Consider the following 19720-nt stretch of genomic DNA (forward strand, 5'->3'; position numbering starts at 1 on the left):
ACAAGAGCTCGAATCGAGCCTGGTCGAAAGTGCGTTCTCTTGCTCGATTCAAGGTTAGTTACAGGGGTTTACTGAATCTTGGAAGTGTGGTTCTCTTGCTTAGAACCCGTTCCATTTCTTCGGTCGGATCTCGCGCCGCTGTAGGAGGTATCCGTGGTCGCACCGCGCATTCCGGAGGGCTTCGACTTCACCGACCCCGACCTGCTCGCCGAACGGCTGCCGCTGGCCGAGTTCGCCGAGCTCCGCCGCACCTCGCCGGTGTGGTGGAACCAGCAGCCCGACCGCCGAAGCGGGTTCGACGACGGTGGCTACTGGGTGGTCAGCAGGCACGCCGACGTCAAGGAGGTCTCCCGGCGCAGCGACGTGTTCTCCACCTGGGAGAACACCGCCGTGATCCGGTTCAACGAGGGCATGACCCGCGAGCAGATCGAGCTGCAGCGGTTCATCATGATCAACATGGATCCGCCGCAGCACACCAAGCTGCGCAAGATCGTGCAGCGGGGCTTCACCCCGCGGGCCATCAACAGCCTGGAGGCCGCGCTGCGCGACCGGGCGCAGCACATCGCCACCGAGGCGCGCAAGCGCGGCACCGGCGACTTCGTCACCGACGTGGCCTGCGAGCTGCCGCTGCAGGCGATCGCGGAACTGCTCGGGCTGCCGCAGGAGCACCGCAAGGAGATCTTCGACTGGTCGAACCAGATGATCGGCTACGACGACCCGGAGTACGACATCCAGCCGGAGGTCGCCGCCGCCGAGATGCTCGGCTACTTCGCGAACATGGCGGAAGAGCGCCGCGGCTGCCCGATGGACGACATCGTGACCAAGCTCGTGCAGGCCGACATCGATGGCAACGCGCTGACCGCGGACGAGTTCGGCTTCTTCGTGATCCTGCTGGCGGTGGCGGGCAACGAGACCACCCGCAACGCCATCACCCACGGCATGCTCGCGTTCATGGACAACCCGGACCAGTGGGAGCTCTACAAGGAGCAGCGACCGTCGACGGCGGCCGACGAGATCGTGCGCTGGGCGACGCCGGTGGTCGTCTTCCAGCGCACCGCGACGGCGGACGTCGAGCTCGGCGGCGCGGAGATCAAGAAGGGCCAGCGGGTCGGGATGTTCTACAGCTCGGCGAACTTCGACCCGGAGGTCTTCGACGAGCCGGAGCGCTTCGACATCACCCGCGACCCGAACCCGCACGTCGGCTTCGGCGGCAACGGTGCGCACTACTGCCTCGGTGCGAACCTGGCGCGCCTGGAGATCGACCTGATCTTCAACGCGATCGCGGACCACATGCCGGACATCAAGCGGGTGGGCGACCCGCGCCGCCTCCGCTCCGGCTGGCTCAACGGCATCAAGGAAGTCCAGGTCCAGTACACCTGATCGATGAGCGGCACCCCTGGCCGGGCAGTCCCGGCTGGGGGTGCCGCTCGTTCTAGGGCGTCCGATTTTGCCTAAAATTGGGAACTTCGGCGCTCGGGTTAACCGGTCAGGCCTTGGGCCCACCGTGTGAAGTCGGCGAGCACGTCTCCGGTCAGCACGGCGATCGAAACGCTCGGAGCCCCGCCGCAGTCCGAGTGTGGCGAGGCGGGTTTCCGTTTTTCAGGGCTCGTTTCGGCTTGGGTGCGGGTACGTGTGAGGCGTGACCGCAGGGCGCCGATTTCGCGCGAAAACGCCGCCCCGTCAGGCACCGGCGCCTTCGGGCATTTCCGCAGCGCGCCGGAGTCAGTTCGCCTGTCGGATGGTGGCCATCGCGCGGTCGAATTCCCAGAACGCGCGCATCGAGAGGATCAGGCCCACGTCGTCGACGCGGTAGACGAAGACGCCTTCGGCGTCCATCGCATTGCCGTCCGGGAGGAACGTGGTGACCCGGCCGACGTTGGCCACTTCGCGGCCCGCCGCGAAGGAGTCGTCGATGTGGAACTCGATGCGGTCGGCCTGGGCGATCGCCAGGTCCCAGAAGGCGGCGATGCCTTCGCGGCCGTGGTGGCCGAGGCCTTCGGGATCGAAGACCGACGGGCCGACCGGGTCCTCCACGACGCCGTCCGACGCGAACAGCGCCACCCACTCGTCCTTGGCGCCGCGCGCCACCGCGCTGATCGACGCCAGCGCCGCTTCGCGCGCCGGGTGCGGCTCGCGGGTCGCCGCCCAGTGCACGCCCTTGCTGTCCTCGTCCACGTCCTGCCTCCTGGTCCGGTGCGCGTCGGTTTCGCGCGAAAGCGGCCGGGTGAACGTCAATTCCTCGCGAAATTGCGCCCGGGTCGCGGTCACACGTTGTTGATCACGTTACCGGCGAACTTGGCGATCGACGCTTGCTTGACGCTCAGGTCCGCGTCGAAGCCGTGGCCGTCGAGCAGCCAGGGGACCACGATCGCGTCCGTCACGCCGATCTCCGCCTGCTCCCGGTAGCCGTCGACGCCGAAGCGGTCCACGCAGACCGCCTGGATCTCGAACGGCTCACCCGCTCGCCCGCACTCCGCGCGCAGCTCGGCGAGCCGGCCGATGGTGCTGCGCAGGTCGTCGATGCCCATCATCGCCGATGCCCAGCCGTCGCCCACCCGGGCCGCCCGGCGCAGCGCCGCGTCCGTGTGTCCGCCGACGTAGATCGGCACCGGGCGCGCCGGTGCCGGGCTCATCTGCAGGCGGTCGAAGTCGAAGAACTCGCCGTGGTACTCCACCATTCCGCCGGCGAGGATCAGCCGCAGCACCTCGATCGCCTCGTCCACCCGCGCGCCGCGCTTCGCGTACGGGGCGCCGCACCACTCGAACTCCTCCGGCGCCCAGCCGAGCCCGATGCCCAGGCCGAACCGGTCGCCGGTGAGCACCGCCACCGACGCCAGCTGCCGTGCCAGCAGCACCGGATTGCGCGGCCCGAGCTTGAGGACCGAGGTGTAGAACCGCAGGCGCGAGGTCGCCGCGCCCATCGCCGCGGCGGCGATCAGCGGGTCCGCCCACGGCGTTTCCGCGGTCCACATCCGCGAGCCGTCCGGGGTGTACGGGTAGGCCGCCGAGACCTGTTCGGAGTAGAACAGCGAATCCGGCAGGGCGACCGAGTCGAAGCCGCATTCCTCGGCGGTGCGGGCCAGCTCGGTGAGCTGGTCGAGCGGGCTCATCGCGACGGACAGCGTGAACTTCATCGTTCCCCCGGTTTCTGGGCTCCGACGACCCACATCGAGAAGTACTGGGAGCCACCCCCGTAGGCGTGGCCGAGCGCGGTGCGGGCACCGTCCACCTGGTGCTCGCCCGCCTTGCCGGTCACCTGCATGGCCGCCTCGGCGAACCGCAGCAGCCCGGACGCGCCGATCGGGTTCGACGACAGCACGCCGCCGGAGGGGTTGACCGGCAGTCGCCCGCCCAGCGCGGTTTCCCCGGCCTCGGTGAGCTTCCAGCCCTCACCGTCGGCCGCGAAACCGAGGTTCTCCAGCCACATCGGCTCGAACCAGGAGAACGGCACGTAGATCTCCGCGGCGTCCACTTCGGACAGCGGATCGGTGATGCCCGCCTGCTTCCACAGCGCCGCGGCCGCGTCCCGCCCGGCCTGGGGGTTCACCTGGTCGCGCCCGGCGAAGGTGGTCGGCTCGGTGCGCATCGCGGTGGCGTGGATCCACGCGGCCGGGCCGCCGGCCGGTTCGTCGCCGATGATCACCGCGCACGCGCCGTCGGAGGACGGGCAGGTCTCGTCGTAGCGGATCGGATCCCACAGCACCTGCGAGGCCAGCACCGATTCCAGCGTGATGTCGTCCTGCTTGAGGTGCGCGTACGGGTTCCGCGCGCCGTTGCGCCGGTCCTTCACCGCGACCATGGCGCCGATGTGCCCGGGTGCCCCGGAGCGGCGGATGTAGGAGCGGACGTGCGGGGCGAAGTAGCCGCCCGCGCCCGCGCCGACCGGCATGGTGAACGGCGGCACGATCGACAGCGCCCACATCGCGTTCGACTCGGACTGCTTCTCGAACGCCACCGCGAGCACCCGGCGGTGCACGCCGCCCTGCACGAGGCTGGCCGCGACGTTGCCGGTCGAGCCGCCCACCGATCCGGCGGTGTGCACCCGGAGCAGCGGTTTGCCGGTGGCGCCGAGGGAATCGGCGAGGTGCAGCTCCGGCATCATCACGCCCTCGAACAGGTCGGGCGCCTTGCCGACCACGACGGCGTCGATGTCCGGCCAGTCCAGGCCCGCGTCGGCCAGCGCCCGCTCCGCGGCCTCCCGGCACAGCCCGGCCATCGAGACGTCCAGCCGCTTGCTGGTGTGGTGCGTCTGGCCGGTCCCGAGGACCGCCGCCGACCGCTTGCCCATCAGGACCTTCCCTCCATCACGCAGACCAGGTTCTGCTGCAGCGCCGGGCCGCTGGTCGCGTGCGCCAGCACCCGCCCGGCCCGCCCGTCCATCACGCGCGCCGCGGCCTCGCCGATGCGGGCCAGGCCGGCCGCGAACATCGGATTGCCGCAGAGCGCGCCGCCGGAAGGGTTGATCGCGACCGAGTCGTCGAGCCCGATCGCTTGGCGCAGCAGGATTTCCTGGTGGGTGAACGGCGCGTGCAGCTCCGCGACCTCGACGCCGTCGGTCCCGGCGGCGCGTGCCGCGGCGGTGGTCGAAACCGATCGGCGCAGGTCGCGGGAGCCGAGGCTGCCCGACTCGACGCGGTGCTCCAAACCGGTTATCCAGGCGGGCCTTTCGCGGATCTCGCGGGCCCGATCCGCGCTCGCCAGGACGACGACGGCGGCGCCGTCGGAGATCGGCGCGCAGTCGTGCGCGCGGAGCGGATCGGCGATGTAGGGCTCGCCGAGCAGAGCCTCGGCATCGACCGATCCGGACACCTGTGCGCTGCGATTTTCCGTTGCCGCGGCGCGACTTCGAGCGGCCACGGCCGCCATGTCGCGCTCGGTCCAGTCGCCGGCGTCCAGGCCCAGCCGGGCCTGCAATCCGGCGATGCTCACCGAATCCGGCCACAATGGCGCGACCGAGTAGGGATCGAGCTGCAGCGCGAGGGTCCGGCGCAGGTCACCCGCCGAGGACTTGCCGAAGCCGTAGACCAGCGCGGTGTCGACCTCGCCGGTGCGGATCTTCACCCACGCCTCGTAGAGCGCCCACGCCGCGTCCATCTCCACGTGCGACTCGTTGATCGGCGGGAACGCGCCGATGGCGTCGACCGCAGCGATGAACGAGAACGCCCGGCCCGCGAGGTAGTCCGACGACCCCGAGCACCAGAACCCGATCTCCTCCTTGGCGAGGCCGGTGTCGGCCAGCACTTCGCGGAAGATCGGCACCAGCATCTCGACGCCGTTGGTGGTGCCCCGGGTGGCGCGCACGTTCGGTGCCTGCGCGAACCCGACGACGGCTACGTCTGTCACGGCGGACTCCCGGAGGGTTCAGAGGTGTTGGGCGTAGGACTCGAACGGCGCATCGGGCTCGCCGGTCGGTTCGAAGTGGTCGATGTTCTGCAGCGTGTGGTCCCACTCCTCGCGGGGTTTCCACACCGCGCGCACCCGCATTCCCATCCGGACCTCGTCGGCCGCGCAGCCGAGCACCAGGTGCAGGAACGCGATGTCGGCGCCGTCGAGCAGCACGTACGCGGACACGTACGGCGGCTTGATGCGCTGGCCCAGGAACGGGACGTTGACGATGCAGAACGTGGTCACGATCCCGGTGTCGGGGAGCTCGACCTCTTCCTCGGTGGGCACCCCGTCGGTCGGGCAAGCGCCGCGCGGCGGGATGTAGACCTTCGCGCACGCCGGGCAGCGCTGCCCGAGCAGCCGTCCTTCGGCGAGGCCGCGCAGGTACCGGCTCTCCTCGGGCGACGCCGAGTGCTGGTAGTGCAGGCGCACCGGGGAGATCAGCGTGGTGACGGGTTCGGGTCGTGAGTGGTTTGGATCGTCATGGCGCTCCGAATCACTCACGACGTCGTGCGCCGGCTCGAAGCAGGCGATGTCGCGGATGCCGTTGCCGAGCTCCTCGGCCCAGCGGACCTGCACCCGCATTCCGGTGCTGATCCGCTCGGGCGACGGCACGTCGACGGCATGCAGCATCGGCGTGTCCGCCCCGTCCAGCAGGACGAACGCCCAGGCGAACGGGCGCTGGAGCGGCTGGCCCTCCATCGGCTCCGGCATCCACGTCCAGCTGACGACGGTGCCCTGCGTGCCGACCGGCACGAATTCGTCGAGGGCGGCGGCGGTTTCCGGGTCGTGCTCGACCGGCGGCACGTGCACCCGGCCGTCGCTGCCGCGGACTCCGACGATCCGGCGATCGCGCAGGGCGGTGGCGAACCGGCCGTGCACCGGCCCCAGGGATCGGGTGTAGTCGAAGCCGATTTCGAGAGGTGCGCTGAGTGGTTCCGGGAGCCCAGTCACACAACGAAGTGAAACATGTTCTCGATTTTGGGGCAATATCCGGGCAGGATGATCCGGGAGGATCCGGAGCAGTGCCGTCGGACGAGGAGGTTCGCGGATGAAGATAGGGCTGCAGCTCGGCTACTGGGGTGCGCAACCGCCGTCGAATGCGGAAGAACTCGTTCTCGAAGCCGAGCGCGCGGGATTCGACGGGATCTTCGCGGCGGAGTCCTGGGGGTCGGACGCGTTCACGCCGCTCGCCTGGTGGGGTTCCCGGACGAGCCGGGTCCGGCTGGGCACCTCGGTCGCGCAGCTCTCCGCGCGCTCACCGACCTCGTGCGCGATGCACGCGCTGACCCTGGACCACCTCTCCGGCGGTCGCTGCGTGCTGGGGCTCGGCGTGTCCGGCCCGCAGGTCGTCGAAGGCTGGTACGGCGCGCCGTTCGCGAAACCTCTTGCCAGAACGCGGGAATACGTCTCGATCGTGCGGCAGGTGCTGGCTCGGGAGGCGCCGGTGCACAACGCCGGCCCGCACCACCCGTTGCCCTACGACGGGCCCGGCTCGCTCGGCCTCGGCAAGTCGCTGCGCCCGATCACCCATCCGCTGCGCGCCGACCTGCCGATCTGGCTGGGCGCCGAGGGGCCGCGCAACGTCGCGCAGACCGCCGAGATCGCCGACGGCTGGCTGGCGGTGTACTACTCGCCGCGCATCGCCGCGACGTACGAGGACTGGCTGGCCGAGGGATTCGCCAGGCCGGGCGCCCGCCGCAGCCGCGAGGAGTTCGAGATCGCGGCCAGCTGCCAGGTGGTCGTCACCGACGACCCGGCGGCGGAGCGGGCGCGGCTGAAGCCCTCGCTGGCGCTCTACATCGGCGGGATGGGTGCGCCGGGCATGAACTTCCACGCCGAGCTGTTCCGGCGGATGGACTACGGGTCCGCCGTCGACGACGTGGAGCGGCTGTTCGCGGCCGGACGTCGGGAGGAGGCGGTGGCGGCGGTGCCGGACGAGATGGTCGACGACATCGCGATCATCGGCGACGCCGACGCGGTGCGCAGCAGGGTGCGGGAATGGGAGCGGGCCGGGGTGGACACGCTGCTGGTCGGCTGCCGCGAGACCGGGCACCTGCGCGGCGTCGCGGACGCGCTGGGGCTTGCCGAAGATCTGTAACGGGTTCTAGTTTGTAGGTCGCGCGGGTCGGCTTGCGGTGTCGTGAGTGCTGAATCCGGTAAGAACCGGCTTCAGCACTCACGACTCCTCGCCTCCGCCGCGTTCTGCTCAGTACTCCTATTCCCGCGTCATCGTCGACAGGAGTCCGCCGTGTCCGACATTGGGCTGTGGAAGATCGCCGAGCAACAACCGAACCGGACGGCCGTGATCACGCCGGATGGCAGGGCGGTCAGCTACGCCGAACTCGCCGCCGCCGCGGACCGCTACGGGCGCGGCCTGCAGAGCATGGGTCTCGAGCCCGGCGACAGCATCGTGCTGATGCTGCCCAACGGCGAAGACCTGCTCGCCGCGTACTTCGCGGCGCTGCAATGCGGGCTGTACGCGGTGACGGTGAACTGGCACCTCGTCGGTGCCGAAGTCGCCTACATGATCGAGGACAGCGGCGCGAAGGCGTTCATGGCGCACGAACGGTTCGCCGAGGTGGCCGTGGATGCCGCCGCGCGCAGCGGGCTTCCCGCGTCGGCCTACTTCGCGGTCGGCGAGATCCCGGGATTCCAGGCCCTTTCCCGGCTCGGCGCGCAGGAGCCGTCGAAGCGCCCGGAGGTGCGGACGACCGGCTCGCCCATGTTGTACACCTCGGGGACCACCGGTCGCCCCAAGGGCGTTCGGCGCCCGCTGACCGGGGCCGACCCGGACGAGGTCCCGGCCGCGGCGAAGTGGTTCTTCGGCATCTTCGGCCTGCAGCCGTTCGACGACCACGTGCACCTGTGCGGCTCGCCGCTGTACCACACCGCGGTGCTCAACTTCGTCAGCCACTCCGTCCAATTCGGACACACGGCGGTGCTGATGGACCGCTGGGACCCGGCGGAGATGCTGCGGCTGATCGAACTGCACCACGTCACCCACACGCACATGGTGCCGACCCAGTTCCACCGGCTGCTGGCGCTGCCGCCGGAGGACCGCGCGCGCCACGACGTCTCGTCGCTGCGCGCGGCTATCCACGGAGCCGCGCCGTGCCCGCCCGAGGTCAAGCGGGCGATGCTGGAGTGGTGGGGGCCGGTGGTGGTGGAGTACTACGCGGCGACCGAGGGCGGCGGCACCTCGATCACCGCGCCGGAGTGGCTGGACAAGCCGGGTTCGGTCGGCAAGGCGTGGCCTGGCTCCACGGTCAAGGTGCTCGGCGACGACGGCGCGGAGCTGCCGGCCGGCGAGATCGGCACCGTGTACATGCGGATGGGCGGCTCCAGCTTCGAGTACCACCGGGACGCGCAGAAGACGAAGCAGGCGCGGGTGGGCGACCTGTTCACCATGGGCGACGTCGGCTACCTCGACGGGGACGGCTACCTGTACCTGTGCGACCGCAAGAGCGACATGATCATCTCCGGCGGGGTGAACATCTACCCGGCGGAGATCGAGAACGTCCTGTCGGTGCACCCGCGGGTCGCGGACGTGGCGGTGTTCGGCGTGCCGCACGCGGACTGGGGCGAGGAGGTCAAGGCGGTCGTGCAGCCGGCCGACGGCGTCGAGCCGGGGGAGGAGCTGGCGGCGGACCTCATCGCCTTCGCCCGCGACCGGCTGGCGAAGTTCAAGATCCCGCGCAGCATCGACTTCGCGGCGGAACTTCCCCGCGACCCCAACGGAAAACTCTACAAGCGAAAGCTCCGGGAGCCCTACTGGACCGACCGCGACCGGGCGATCTGACGCCCGGGCCGTGAGTCTTTCGGGCTGCTGTGGCAACCCAGAAGACTCACGGCCGGTGATGCCGACGATTCGATCGTTGTGTCCGCAGGCCATGGCCCGTGCGCGTTTTGTGCTGCTATAGCGACACAAAACGCGCACGGGTCTACCGGCCGCGGAACCGGGGTTTGCGCTTCTCCGCGAACGCCTTGGGGCCTTCCTTGGCGTCCTCGCTGCCGAAGACCGCCATGCCGAGACGGGCATCCACCTTGAACGCCTCGTTCTCCGGCATGCCTTCGGTTTCCCGCATCGTGCGGAGGATCGCCTGCACCGCGAGCGGGCCGTTGGCGGTGATGAGGTCGGCCAGTTCCAGGGCCTTGTCGAGGGCCTGCCCGTCCGGGACGACGTGGCCGATCAGCCCCAGTTCCTTTGCTTCGGGCGCGAAGACGTGCCTGCCGGTCAGCAGGATGTCGGCCGCGACCGTGTACGGGATCTGGCGCGGCAGCCGGACCGCCGAGCCGCCCAGCGGGAACAGGCCCCAGCGCGCCTCCGACACCCCGAACCGCGCGCTCTCGCCCGCCACCCGGATGTCGGTCGCCTGGAGGATCTCCGTGCCGCCCGCCACCGCGGGCCCTTCCACCGCCGCGATCAGCGGTTTCGTCAGCCGCCTGCCCTTGAGCAGCGGTTCGATCACGGACATGTCCATGCCGCGGGCGGTGTCGCCGGGATGCGCCTGCGTCATGGCCTTCAGGTCGGCGCCGGCGCAGAACGCGCCGCCCGCGCCGCTCAGCACGCACGCCAGGATGTCGTCGTCGCCGTCCACCTCGTCCCAGGCCTGCCGCATGATCTCCAGCATCGGACCGGACAGGGCGTTGCGGACCTCAGGCCGGTTCATCGTCACCACGAGCACCGCGCCGCGCCGCTCGACCAGGCAGTGGGGTTGCTCGACGACCTCGGTTGTCGACGTCATGGGAACCTTTCCGGTCGGTGTTGGGAATCGGCTCGCCGGATCACCCGTTCGGCCGCAGGGGGAACCTGCCGGACGGCAAGCCGGATCACGCTCCGCGAGCGGCTGTCCGAGCTTGCAGAACGTGACAATGATTCGGCTTTTCGGGTTCTTGTCCAAAACGATAACACGTTCTACTTTCTCTGGGGTGGCATACAACATCGCAGATCTTTTCGAGCACGCCGTCGATCTGGTGCCAGATCGCGTCGCCGTGGTCTGCGGCGAGCGGCGGTTGACCTTCGCGCAGCTGGACCGGCGGGCCAACCGGCTCGCGCACCACCTCACGGCCCGCGGCCTCGGGCCGGGCTCCCACATCGGGGTCTACTCCCGGAACTCCATCGAAGCACTGGAAACCATGCTCGCGGCCTACAAGATCCGCGCGGTGCCCATCAACATCAACTTCCGCTACGTGCCGAACGAACTGCGCTACATCTTCGGCAACGCCGACCTCGCCGCGCTGGTGCACGAGCGCCGCTACAGCGACAACGTGGCCAAGGTCCGGCCGGATTTCCCGGAGCTGCGCGAGGTTCTCGTCATCGAGGACGGCAGCGACGCCGACTACGCCGGGTACGGCGGCATCGAGTACGAGTCGGTGCTGGTCGGCCGGTCCGACGAGCGGGACTTCCCGGAACGCAGCGCCGACGATCTCTACCTGCTCTACACCGGCGGCACCACGGGCATGCCGAAGGGCGTGATGTGGCGCCACGAGGACGTCTGGCGGGTGCTCGGCGGCGGCATCGACTTCATGACCGGCGAGGTGATGCGCGACGAGTGGCAGCAGGCCCGCGCGGGCGCCGAGAGCGGCGGCCTGATCCGGCTGCCCGCCGCGCCGTTCATCCACGGCGCCGCCCAGTGGGCCAGCTTCGGCAACCTCTTCGCGTGCAGCGCAGTGGTTTTCGTGCCGCAGTTCGACGCGCACGAGGTCTGGCGGGCGATCGAGCGGGAACGGGTCAACGTGCTGGCGATCGTGGGCGATGCGATGGCCCGGCCCCTCATCGAGGCGTTCCACGAGGGAAACTACGACCCCTCGTCGCTGCTGGCGATCTCCAGCAGCGCCGCGCTGTTCTCGCCATCGGTGCAGCGCCAGTACCTCGACGCGCTGCCCAACGTGGTGATCACCGACTCGATCGGCTCGTCGGAGACCGGGTTCAGCGGCATCGGAGTCATCGGGCGCGACAGCGCGCAGACCGGCGGCCCGCGGGTCAACGCCGATGCCGACACCACGGTGATCAGGGACGGCGGGACCTTCGCGGATCCTGGCGAGATCGGGTGGCTGGCGCGCAGCGGGCACGTGCCGCTCGGCTACTACAAGGACGAGGAGAAGTCGCGGTCGGTGTTCGTCGAGATCGACGGCACCCGCTACGTCGTCCCGGGCGACTACGCGCGGATCGAGGACGACGGCACCGTGACGATGCTGGGACGCGGCTCGGTGTCGATCAACACCGGCGGCGAGAAGGTCTTCCCGGAGGAGGTCGAAGCCGCGCTCAAGTCGCATCCCGACGTGTTCGACGCGCTGGTCGTCGGGGTGCCCGACGAGCGGCTCGGCCAGCGGGTCGCGGCCGTGGTCCAGCCGAGGGCCGGCGCGACGCCAGGGCTCGCGGACCTCGACGCGCACGTCCGGGAGTGGATCGCGGGGTACAAGGTGCCGCGCAGCCTGTGGCTGGTGGACCAGGTCACCCGCTCACCCAGCGGAAAGCCCGACTACGCCTGGGCGAAGCGGCACACCGAAACGCACGAGCCGGCCGACGTGCGCAAGCCGTCGCAGCGCGAGACCGCCACCGAACCGAGCTGAGGATCCATGCGTACGAAGATTTGCGACAACTTGGGCATCGCGCATCCGATCGTCGGCTTCACGCCGTCCGAGCACGTCGCGGCCGCTATCAGCCGGGCCGGTGGGTTGGGCGTGCTCGGCTGCGTCCGGTTCAACGACGCCGACGAGCTGGACGCCGTGCTGGACTGGATGGACGAGAACACCGACGGCAGGCCATACGGCGTGGACGTCGTGATGCCCGCGAAGATCCCCACCGAGGGCGCGGCCGTCGACCTGCAGGCCCTGATCCCGCCGGAGCACCGGGAATTCGTGCAGCGGACGCTGGCGGACCTCGGCGTGCCGGAGCTCGCCGATGGCGAGCAGCAGGCGGACGGCGTGCTCGGCTGGCTGCACTCGGTCGCTCGGTCCCATGTGGACGTTGCGCTGCGGCATCCCATCCGGCTGATCGCCAACGCCCTCGGCTCACCGCCGGTTGACGTCATTCAGCAGGCCCACGAGCACGACGTGCTGGTCGCCGCGCTGGCCGGGAAGGCCGAGCACGCCCGCCGCCACGTCGACAACGGCGTGGACATCGTCGTGGCGCAAGGGCACGAGGCCGGCGGGCACACCGGCGAGATCGCCACCATGGTGCTGGTGCCGGAGATCGTCGACGCGGTCGGCGACCGGGCTCCGGTGCTGGCGGCCGGGGGCATCGGGTCCGGCCGCCAGATCGCGGCGGCGCTCGCGCTCGGCGCCGGCGGTGCGTGGCTGGGCTCGTACTGGCTGACGACCAGCGAGTACCGGCAGATGCCGGGCAACGCGGCGACGCAGCAGGCGCTGCTGGCGGCGGGTTCCAGCGACACGGTGCGCTCCCGGATCTACACCGGGAAACCGGCCCGGCTGCTCAAGACCCGCTGGACGGACTCGTGGTCGGCCGACGACGCCCCCGAGCCGTTGCCGATGCCGCTGCAGAACATCCTGGTCAGCGAGGCGCACCAACGCATCATGCGGTCCGGCGATCCGGGCGTGGTCTCGATGCCGGTGGGCCAGATCGTCGGCCGGATGAACGAGGTCCGCCCGGTCGCCGACGTCATCGCGGACCTCCTCGCCGAACTAGACGAGACCATCACCACCCTCAACAAGCTCCGCTGACAGCCTGTTTCCAGGCTCGTTTTGCGTGGCGGTGCGGGTGGCGGAACCTCAGACGCCGCCTGGTCTGTGGGAGTCCCGACTTACGTATGACCAATACGCGGCATCGGGGACTGGCCTCGCCCAGTAGCCCAGTAAGGGCGGGCACAGCCTGAGAACCCGCGGCGGTGCGAGTTGCAAGGGTGGGCTAAGCGGCTGGCGCCGCTTCAAAGACCACTGAGGTCAGGAATCGCGGCGCAGGGCCCAGAATCCTTCGTCCTCCGACAGGATGTGGTAGCTGGCGCCGCCGTATTCCTTGGCGTAGTCGCGCATCTCCTCGGCCGTCTTGTCCGGTTCGTAGACCGCGATGTAGTCCGGGACGAGCCCCTCGGTGTTGCCGGGGAAGAAGACCCGGCAGCGGTCGGTGAGGTGCGCGATCGTGGGGCTGTTGGCCAGGACCGTGGCGCCGTCCGGGATCTGGTCCAGCACGGCCTCCGCGGCGACCGGGTCCTGCTCGAAGCGCTCGTCGTTGCTCTTGGTCAGCTGCCCGATCGGCAGCATGACGCTGAGCGCGACCGCCGCCGCCAGGACCAGCCCCGGCAGGTGCGAGGCGTAGCCCCGCAGCCAGGACGGATGCGTCTCGCGCAGCCGGGCGATCGCGTCGACCATCGCGAGCGTGACGATCGGCATCAGCACGGCGTTGTAGTGCCAGTCCGTGCTCCAGTAGTGCTCCTCGACGGACGCGAACCGCCAGCCGAGCGTCGGGAGGATGGCGAGCAGCACCGGCGAGCGGAACGCGATCAGGCCCGTCGTCGGGACCAGGATCCACAGGGCGGTGCTGAACTTCTCGCCCATGCCCTCCAGCAGCGAGGCGGGGAAGGGCGTGTCGCCGGCGATCTTGTCCCAGTACCGGTACGCGCCCGTCGGGCTGAACGACGGGATGACCAGCAGCGTGACGCAGACCCAGATGACGCCGAACAGCACGGCGCTCGCCACGGCGACCCGGGCGAACCGCTTGTCGTCCCTGGCGCACCAGGCGAGCACCAGCGCGATCGCCGCCGCGGTGAGGGCGAGGTCGTCCTTGACCAGCACGAGCGGCGCGATGAGTGCGAGCGCGCGCCACCACTGCCGCGCCAGCATCGCCTCCAGGGCGAAGGCGATGAGCGGGACCGCGAAGCAGATCTCGTGGAAGTCGAAGTCGACGGCCCGCTGCACGCCCCAGGACAGGCCGTAAGCGATGCCCACGGTCCACCCCCGGGTGCCGCCGAGCAGGCGGGTGGCGGCCCGGGTGACCGGCACGACCGAGAGCGCGAACAGGGCCGCCTGCGCGACGAGCAACGTCTGCGCGGACGGGAACAGGTAGTACAGCGGCGCGAGCAGGACCAGCACTGGGCTGAAGTGGTCGCCGAAGATGACGAACCCGGGCCCCAGCAGATCCGCGACCGGCATCCGGCCCTCGGCGTAGGAGCGCACGACCTGCTCGAAGATGCCGAGGTCGAACGACATCGAGCCGTAGCCGGCGTAGCGGGACAACGACAGCCAGGCGTAGCAGCCGAAGAACGCCGCCCACAGCAGGAACAGGAGCACCTGGTTCGACACCGCGCGGTGGCCGGGAGCCGCGGCGGTGATGGGAACGGCGGTGGTGGTGCTCATCGGGACTCCGTCGCGGTCAGGGTGCTGGGCGTGCTGGACGTGTGGGGCGGGCTCGACGTGGACGAGGACGGGACGCTGACCGTCACGGCGGACGTGGTGAGCGCCGGCGCCGGCCCGGCGGGAACCACCGGCTGTTGCTCGGGGCCTCCGGTCGTCACCGTGACGGCGACGGCTATCGCCGCCACGGCGGCCGCGCCGGTGACTCCGGCGGCGATCTGCTGGCGCCGCAGCCGCCGCCCGCCGCGCTTGGTGATCTCGCCGGCGGGCAGCGGCGAGGAGTGCCGCTCGGCTTCGGCGGCGGCGCGGCGGAATGCCGCGCGCACCTGGTCTTCCGCCGCTTCGGCGGGCTCGAAATGGTGGTCAGGCACCGTGGTCCTCCGCGCGCAACGTGTCGCTCATCCGCGCCGCCACGGCGGCCCTGCCCCGTGCCAGGTGGGTCTTCACGGTTCCGGTGGACATCCCGGCCTCCTCGGCGATCTGCGCGACGGACAGGTCGCAGACGTAGTGCAGCGCCATCACGAGCCGCTGCCTCGGCGGTAGCTGCCGCAGGATCGCGGACAACGCGAGGAGCCCTCCCCGGTCCGGCTCGTCCGCGATGGCCGGGCGCTGGCCGGCGAGCCGGGCCCACGCCTGCGTCGCGCGCTTGGCGCGGTGCCACCGGCTGATGGCCACCCGGGTGGCGGTGATGCGCACCCACGCCTCCGGCGCGCCGTCGTGGAGCAGCGCGCTCCGGTGCGCCCACGCCCGCGCGAATGCCTCGTGCACCACGTCCTGGGCTTCGTGGACATCACCGGTGACCAGGCAAAGCTGACCGATCAGCCGCCTGGCCGACAGCGCGTAGAACTCCTCGAACTCTTCGACCGTCAAGACTCGCGTAACCCCCGTGCGGTGTCCCTCATGAACCCTCTACCCAGCTAGGACGTTTCGGGTTGACATCGAGGGAGGATTTCCCGCCCGATGTGATCACCCTCACATCACCTGGCGCGCGGAAATCCACTTGGGACGGTGGATCGGCGCCGGGTGCGGCTACCGGCGGGGCTCGACGAGCGCTTGGAGCAGCTCGCGCAGGGTTTCCTGCTGTGTCGCGGTGAGCGGGGTGAGCGGGGACTGGGTGCTCAACCGCCGGACCACGGTGGTCCGGCTGCGCCGGCCGGCCGGGGTGAGCACGATCTGCTTGGCGCGCCGGTCGGTCGGGTGCGGCCGGCGCTCGACCAGGCCCTGCTGTTCGAGCCGGTCCACCACGAACGTGGCGTTGGAGGCCTCGCAGGACATCCGGGCGGCGAGCTCCCGTGCTGTGATCGGTTCAGAGAGCTCGCGGAGCGCGACGACTTGCGACGCCGTCAGGCCCAGCTCCTCGGAGACGCGGCGCACGTGGACGTCGAGGGTCTGCGCGAACTGGTGCACCAGCTTGCACACGTCCCGGTCGATCTGACTGCTCGCCGACGGATCCCTCGCCATGGTCCGAGTCTAGCGCCGATGCTTCGAACTGTGGTAGTTCTAATTCACATCATGTGAGTTCGAACTAATGGGGGTTTCGTGCCGCTTCCCGTCCTGTCCCTGATGCTGGTCGTTTTCGGCTTCACCACAGGGGAATTCGTGATCGCGGGCATCCTGCCGGACGTCGCCGCCGACCTGTCGGTGTCGCTTCCCGCGGCGGGCCTGCTGGTGACGGCCTACGCGCTGGGCATGATCGTCGGCGGACCGGTGGTCACCGTCCTGACCGCGCGGCTGGCCCGCAAACCGCTCGTCGTCGGCCTCATCGCCGTGTCCCTCGCCGGGAACCTCGGCTCGGCGGTGGCGCCGAACTACCCGGTCCTCCTGGTGGCGCGGTTCGTCGCCGGCCTGGTCGTGGCCACGTTCTTCGCCGTCGCGATCGCCACCGCCGTCTCGATGGCCCCGGCGGACAAGCAGGCATCGACCGTGGCGAAGGTGGCCCTCGGCATGAACCTGGGCATCATCCTCGGCACGCCGATCGGCACCTTCATCGGGCACGACTTCGGCTGGCGGGCGACGTTCGCGGCCGTCGCCGCGCTCGTCGGCGTCGCCTTGCTGCTGGTGCTGCGCTTCGTGCCGGCCCAGCCCGCGGCCGCCACCGGGCCGGTTCTCGGCGAGCTGCGCGTGCTCGCCCGCCGCGACGTCCAGCTGGCGATCGGCCTCACCGCGGTGGGCAACGTGGGCGTCGTGACCGTCTTCTCGTTCATCACCCCGCTGCTCACCGACGTCAGCGGCTTCGGCGCCGGGGCGGTCCCGGTGCTGCTGCTGGTCTACGGGGCCGGGGCGGTGGTCGGGAACTTCCTCGGCGGCTGGCTGGCGGACAAGGCCCTGATGCCATCGCTGGCCGGTCTGCTCGCCGCGTTGGCCGGGACCTTGGCGCTGTGCTGGCTTGTCGGCGACCTGCAGGCGCCCGCTGCGGTGCTGACGTTCGTGATCGGCGTGCTGGCCTTCGCGATCATCCCGGGCATGCAGACCCGCGTGCTGGCCGCGGCCGGTTCCGCGCCCACGCTGGCGGTGGCGGTCAACGCCGCGGGCTTCCAGGTCGCCGCCGCGTTCGCCGGGTGGCTGGGCGGGCAGGTCATCGACAGCGGCCTCGGCCTGCGGTCGATCTACCTCGTCGGCGCCCTGCTCACGGCGGCAGGCCTGGCCGTCGCGGGCTACCTGCTCCGGCGCGACTGCGTGCCCGCCGACCACTCCTGACATCGAGAGACGAGGAATTTCCCATGAATGGCAAGAAGTTGACCGGCAAGGTCGCGCTGGTGACCGGCGGATCGCGCGGCATCGGGGCGGCGACCGCCCGGGCGCTGGCGGCCGACGGCGCGACGGTGGCGATCAGCTACGCCGCGTCCGGCGACCGGGCCGAGGCCGTGGTCGCGGAGCTCGACGGGGCCGCCGCGTACCGGGCCGACCAGGGCGATCCGCGGCAGGTGGCCGATCTCGTCGGAGCCGTGGCCGCCGACTTCGGGCGGCTGGACATCCTGGTGAACAACGCCGCGAGCTTTGTCCCCGGCCGGGTCGACGCCGATGCCGAACCGGGTGCTCTGGAGCGCCAGCTGGCCGTCAACGTCGGCGGCGTCACCGCGGCCATCCGGGCCGCCGCGCGAACGATGGGCGAAGGCGGGCGGATCATCACCGTCGGCTCCATGCAGGCCACCCGCGCCGGATTCCCGGGCGTCGCCGACTACGTGTCGACGAAGGCCGCGATCACCGGCTACAGCAAGGGTGCAGCCCGCGACCTGGGGCCGCGCGGCATCACCGTCAACGTCGTCCAGCCGGGCTCGGTGGCGACCGAGATGAACCCCGACGAAGGGCCGTTCGCCGACGTCCAGCGCTCGGCGAACGCGTTGGGCCGGTTCGGCGGGCCGGACGAGGTCGCGGCGGCCATCGCGTTCCTGGCCGGGCCCGGCGCGTCGTTCATCACCGGCGCCGTCCTCGACGTCGACGGCGGCTACCTGGCCTGATCCGGCACCGGGGAGTAGTGGGTGGTCGAGCGGTGCCAGATCGGGTCCGCGGTTTCGCGGCCCTCCGAGGCGAGCCGGCGCTTGACGACCTTGAAGGTCGCGGTGCGGGGGAGTTCCGCCGCGAGCCGGACGTAGCGGGGCCACTGCTTGGGGCCGAGATCGGGTTGCGCGGCGAGGAAGTCGCCCAGGGTCGCGGGGTCGAACTCCGGCGTCGCGATCAGCGCGGCCATCACCTGGTCGCCCACCCGCGGATCCGGGATGCCGTACACGGCGGCCTCGGCGATCTCGGGATGGCGCAACAGGATTCGCTCGATCGGCGCCGTGCCGAGGTTCTCGCCGTCCACTCGCAGCCAGTCGGCGGAGCGACCCGCGAAGTGGCAGAAGCCGTCCGCGTCCAGGTAGGCGAGGTCGCCGCTCCAGTACATGCCGTCGCGCATCCGCTCCGCGTCGGCCTCCGGGGCGTTGTAGTAGCCCGCGAACCAGCCGGAACCGGCGGTGTTGACCAGCTCGCCGATCGCCTCGTCGGGGTTGAGCAGTCGGCCGTCGGCGGAGAATTCCGCCAGGTCGCACGGTTTTCCAGTGTCCGGGTGGAGCACCGCGACGCCGTCGGGAAGCCTGCCCAGCGCGCCGGGCGGCGTGTCGGGCGTGCGGGCCACCGCTACGCCGCCCTCCGTGGAGCCGAAGCCGTCGACGACGCGGCAGCCGAACCGCTCGGCGAACCGCGCCAGATCCCGTTCGTTGCCCTCGTTGCCGTACACCACGCGCAGCGGGTTCTCGTGGTCGTCCGGCCGCTCCGAGGTGGCGAGGATGTGCGAGAGCGGTTTGCCGACGTAGTTGGCGTAGGTCGCGCCGAAGCGCCGCACGTCGGGCAGGAAGCCGGAGGCCGAGAAGCGGCGGCGCAGCGCGATGCCCGCCCCGGCGGCCAGGCCGACCGCCCAGCCCGCCATCAGGGCGTTCGAGTGGAACAGCGGCATCGACACGTAGGTCACGTCGTCGCCGGTCAGGCCGAACCGGTCGGCCAGCATCCGGCCGGGCGCGGCGATCTTGCCGTGCGTGCAGCGGACCGCCTTCGGCTCGCCGCCGGTGCCGGAGGTGAACACCAGCACGAGCAGGTCATCGGGCGTCGCGGGCACGGGATCGACCGCGCTGCCGGCGTGCTCGGCGAGCAGCGCCTGCCACCGCGGCTCGTCGATGACCAGCAGCTCCACCGTCCCGAGGTCGAGGTCGTCCAGCAGTTCCGCGTGCGCGCTGTCGGTGACGATCAGCTGGCAGTCCGCCAGCCGGGCATCGCGCGCTAGCGCCGCCCCGCGCCGCGTCGGGTTCAGACCCACGACGACCGCGCCGGACAGGGCCGCGCCGCCGAGCAGGAACGCGAACTCCGGGACGTTGCCGAGCAGGACCCCGACGTGGAACGGGCCGGGACGGCGCAGGGATTCCAGCAGCGAGGCGTACTGGGCGCAGGTGCGCACCGTCGAGGACCACGTCCAGGCGCGGTCCTCGAACCGCAGCCCGCAACTGTCGTCGTCGGCGCGGGCGAGCAAGAGTTCGGTTACCGTCGGCGTCAT

General features: G+C 70.7%; 18 protein-coding genes. 7 read left to right on the forward strand and 11 right to left on the reverse strand.

Going from position 1 to position 19720, the window contains the following annotated elements:
• Positions 1–153 precede the first annotated feature (153 nt).
• Entirely contained in the window at positions 154–1380 is a 1227-nt protein-coding gene (locus BLW84_RS17900; protein ID WP_093266731.1) for a cytochrome P450, read from the forward strand.
• A gap of 342 nt (positions 1381–1722) precedes the next feature.
• On the opposite strand, the gene BLW84_RS17905 is transcribed toward BLW84_RS17900, so the two are convergent.
• The 5 genes from BLW84_RS17905 to BLW84_RS17925 form a co-directional block, all read right to left on the reverse strand.
• Positions 1723–2175 (reverse strand): nuclear transport factor 2 family protein, encoded by a 453-nt coding sequence (locus tag BLW84_RS17905; protein WP_093266927.1) that lies wholly within the window; start codon positions 2173–2175, stop codon positions 1723–1725.
• An 89-nt stretch (positions 2176–2264) separates the two neighbouring features.
• A complete protein-coding gene (locus BLW84_RS17910) occupies positions 2265–3134 on the reverse strand; it encodes a TIGR03619 family F420-dependent LLM class oxidoreductase (protein WP_093266732.1) in 870 nt (289 codons plus the stop codon).
• A complete protein-coding gene (locus BLW84_RS17915) occupies positions 3131–4288 on the reverse strand; it encodes a thiolase domain-containing protein (protein WP_093266734.1) in 1158 nt (385 codons plus the stop codon). Before BLW84_RS17915 ends, BLW84_RS17910 begins: the two co-directional genes overlap by 4 nt.
• Entirely contained in the window at positions 4288–5343 is a 1056-nt protein-coding gene (locus BLW84_RS17920; protein ID WP_093266735.1) for a thiolase domain-containing protein, read from the reverse strand. The genes BLW84_RS17915 and BLW84_RS17920 overlap by 1 nt, the downstream gene beginning before the upstream one ends.
• An 18-nt stretch (positions 5344–5361) precedes the next feature.
• A complete protein-coding gene (locus BLW84_RS17925; RefSeq protein WP_093266737.1) occupies positions 5362–6339 on the reverse strand; it encodes a Zn-ribbon domain-containing OB-fold protein in 978 nt (325 codons plus the stop codon).
• 97 nt (positions 6340–6436) lie between these two features.
• Here BLW84_RS17925 and BLW84_RS17930 point away from each other — a divergent pair, with 97 nt between their 5' ends.
• Positions 6437–7486, forward strand: coding sequence for an LLM class F420-dependent oxidoreductase (locus BLW84_RS17930; protein WP_093266738.1), 1050 nt, complete (start codon positions 6437–6439; stop codon positions 7484–7486).
• Positions 7487–7636: 150 nt separating this feature from the next.
• Entirely contained in the window at positions 7637–9187 is a 1551-nt protein-coding gene (locus tag BLW84_RS17935; protein ID WP_093266740.1) for an acyl-CoA synthetase, read from the forward strand.
• Between the two features lie 142 nt (positions 9188–9329).
• On the opposite strand, the gene BLW84_RS17940 is transcribed toward BLW84_RS17935, so the two are convergent.
• Complete coding sequence (locus BLW84_RS17940; protein ID WP_093266741.1) at positions 9330–10133, reverse strand: crotonase/enoyl-CoA hydratase family protein; 804 nt, start codon at positions 10131–10133, stop codon at positions 9330–9332.
• Positions 10134–10317: 184 nt separating this feature from the next.
• On the opposite strand from BLW84_RS17940, the gene BLW84_RS17945 reads away from it, so the two are divergent.
• Together BLW84_RS17945 and BLW84_RS17950 are read left to right on the forward strand one after the other, a co-directional pair.
• Entirely contained in the window at positions 10318–11961 is a 1644-nt protein-coding gene (locus BLW84_RS17945; RefSeq protein ID WP_093266743.1) for an acyl-CoA synthetase, read from the forward strand.
• A gap of 6 nt (positions 11962–11967) precedes the next feature.
• Positions 11968–13071, forward strand: coding sequence for an NAD(P)H-dependent flavin oxidoreductase (locus tag BLW84_RS17950; RefSeq protein ID WP_093266744.1), 1104 nt, complete (start codon positions 11968–11970; stop codon positions 13069–13071).
• A 219-nt stretch (positions 13072–13290) separates the two neighbouring features.
• Here BLW84_RS17950 and BLW84_RS17955 read toward each other — a convergent pair whose 3' ends face one another.
• From BLW84_RS17955 to BLW84_RS17970, 4 genes are all read right to left on the reverse strand, one after another.
• Positions 13291–14700 carry a DUF2079 domain-containing protein gene (locus BLW84_RS17955; protein WP_093266746.1) on the reverse strand — a complete coding sequence of 470 codons (1410 nt, stop codon included), beginning with the start codon at positions 14698–14700 and terminating at the stop codon, positions 13291–13293.
• Entirely contained in the window at positions 14697–15068 is a 372-nt protein-coding gene (locus BLW84_RS17960) for a hypothetical protein (RefSeq protein WP_093266747.1), read from the reverse strand. The genes BLW84_RS17955 and BLW84_RS17960 overlap by 4 nt, the downstream gene beginning before the upstream one ends.
• Positions 15061–15567 (reverse strand): SigE family RNA polymerase sigma factor, encoded by a 507-nt coding sequence (locus BLW84_RS17965; protein WP_093266749.1) that lies wholly within the window; start codon positions 15565–15567, stop codon positions 15061–15063. The genes BLW84_RS17960 and BLW84_RS17965 overlap by 8 nt, the downstream gene beginning before the upstream one ends.
• 159 nt (positions 15568–15726) lie before the next feature.
• Positions 15727–16158: a MarR family winged helix-turn-helix transcriptional regulator gene (locus BLW84_RS17970; protein WP_093266750.1), complete on the reverse strand. Its 432-nt coding sequence runs from the start codon at positions 16156–16158 to the stop codon at positions 15727–15729.
• A 78-nt stretch (positions 16159–16236) separates the two neighbouring features.
• Between BLW84_RS17970 and BLW84_RS17975 the strand changes: the two genes are divergently transcribed.
• Both BLW84_RS17975 and BLW84_RS17980 read left to right on the forward strand, forming a co-directional pair.
• The gene (locus tag BLW84_RS17975) at positions 16237–17394 is read left to right on the forward strand and encodes an MFS transporter (protein WP_245761219.1); all 1158 of its coding nucleotides are present in this window, start codon (positions 16237–16239) and stop codon (positions 17392–17394) included.
• A gap of 23 nt (positions 17395–17417) precedes the next feature.
• A complete protein-coding gene (locus BLW84_RS17980) occupies positions 17418–18155 on the forward strand; it encodes an SDR family NAD(P)-dependent oxidoreductase (RefSeq protein WP_093266752.1) in 738 nt (245 codons plus the stop codon).
• Here the strand turns inward: BLW84_RS17980 and BLW84_RS17985 are convergent.
• Positions 18143–19720 carry a long-chain-fatty-acid--CoA ligase gene (locus tag BLW84_RS17985; RefSeq protein WP_093266753.1) on the reverse strand — a complete coding sequence of 526 codons (1578 nt, stop codon included), beginning with the start codon at positions 19718–19720 and terminating at the stop codon, positions 18143–18145. The genes BLW84_RS17980 and BLW84_RS17985 overlap by 13 nt on opposite strands.

This window comes from Saccharopolyspora shandongensis, from assembly GCF_900106995.1.
GTDB lineage: Bacteria > Actinomycetota > Actinomycetes > Mycobacteriales > Pseudonocardiaceae > Saccharopolyspora > Saccharopolyspora shandongensis.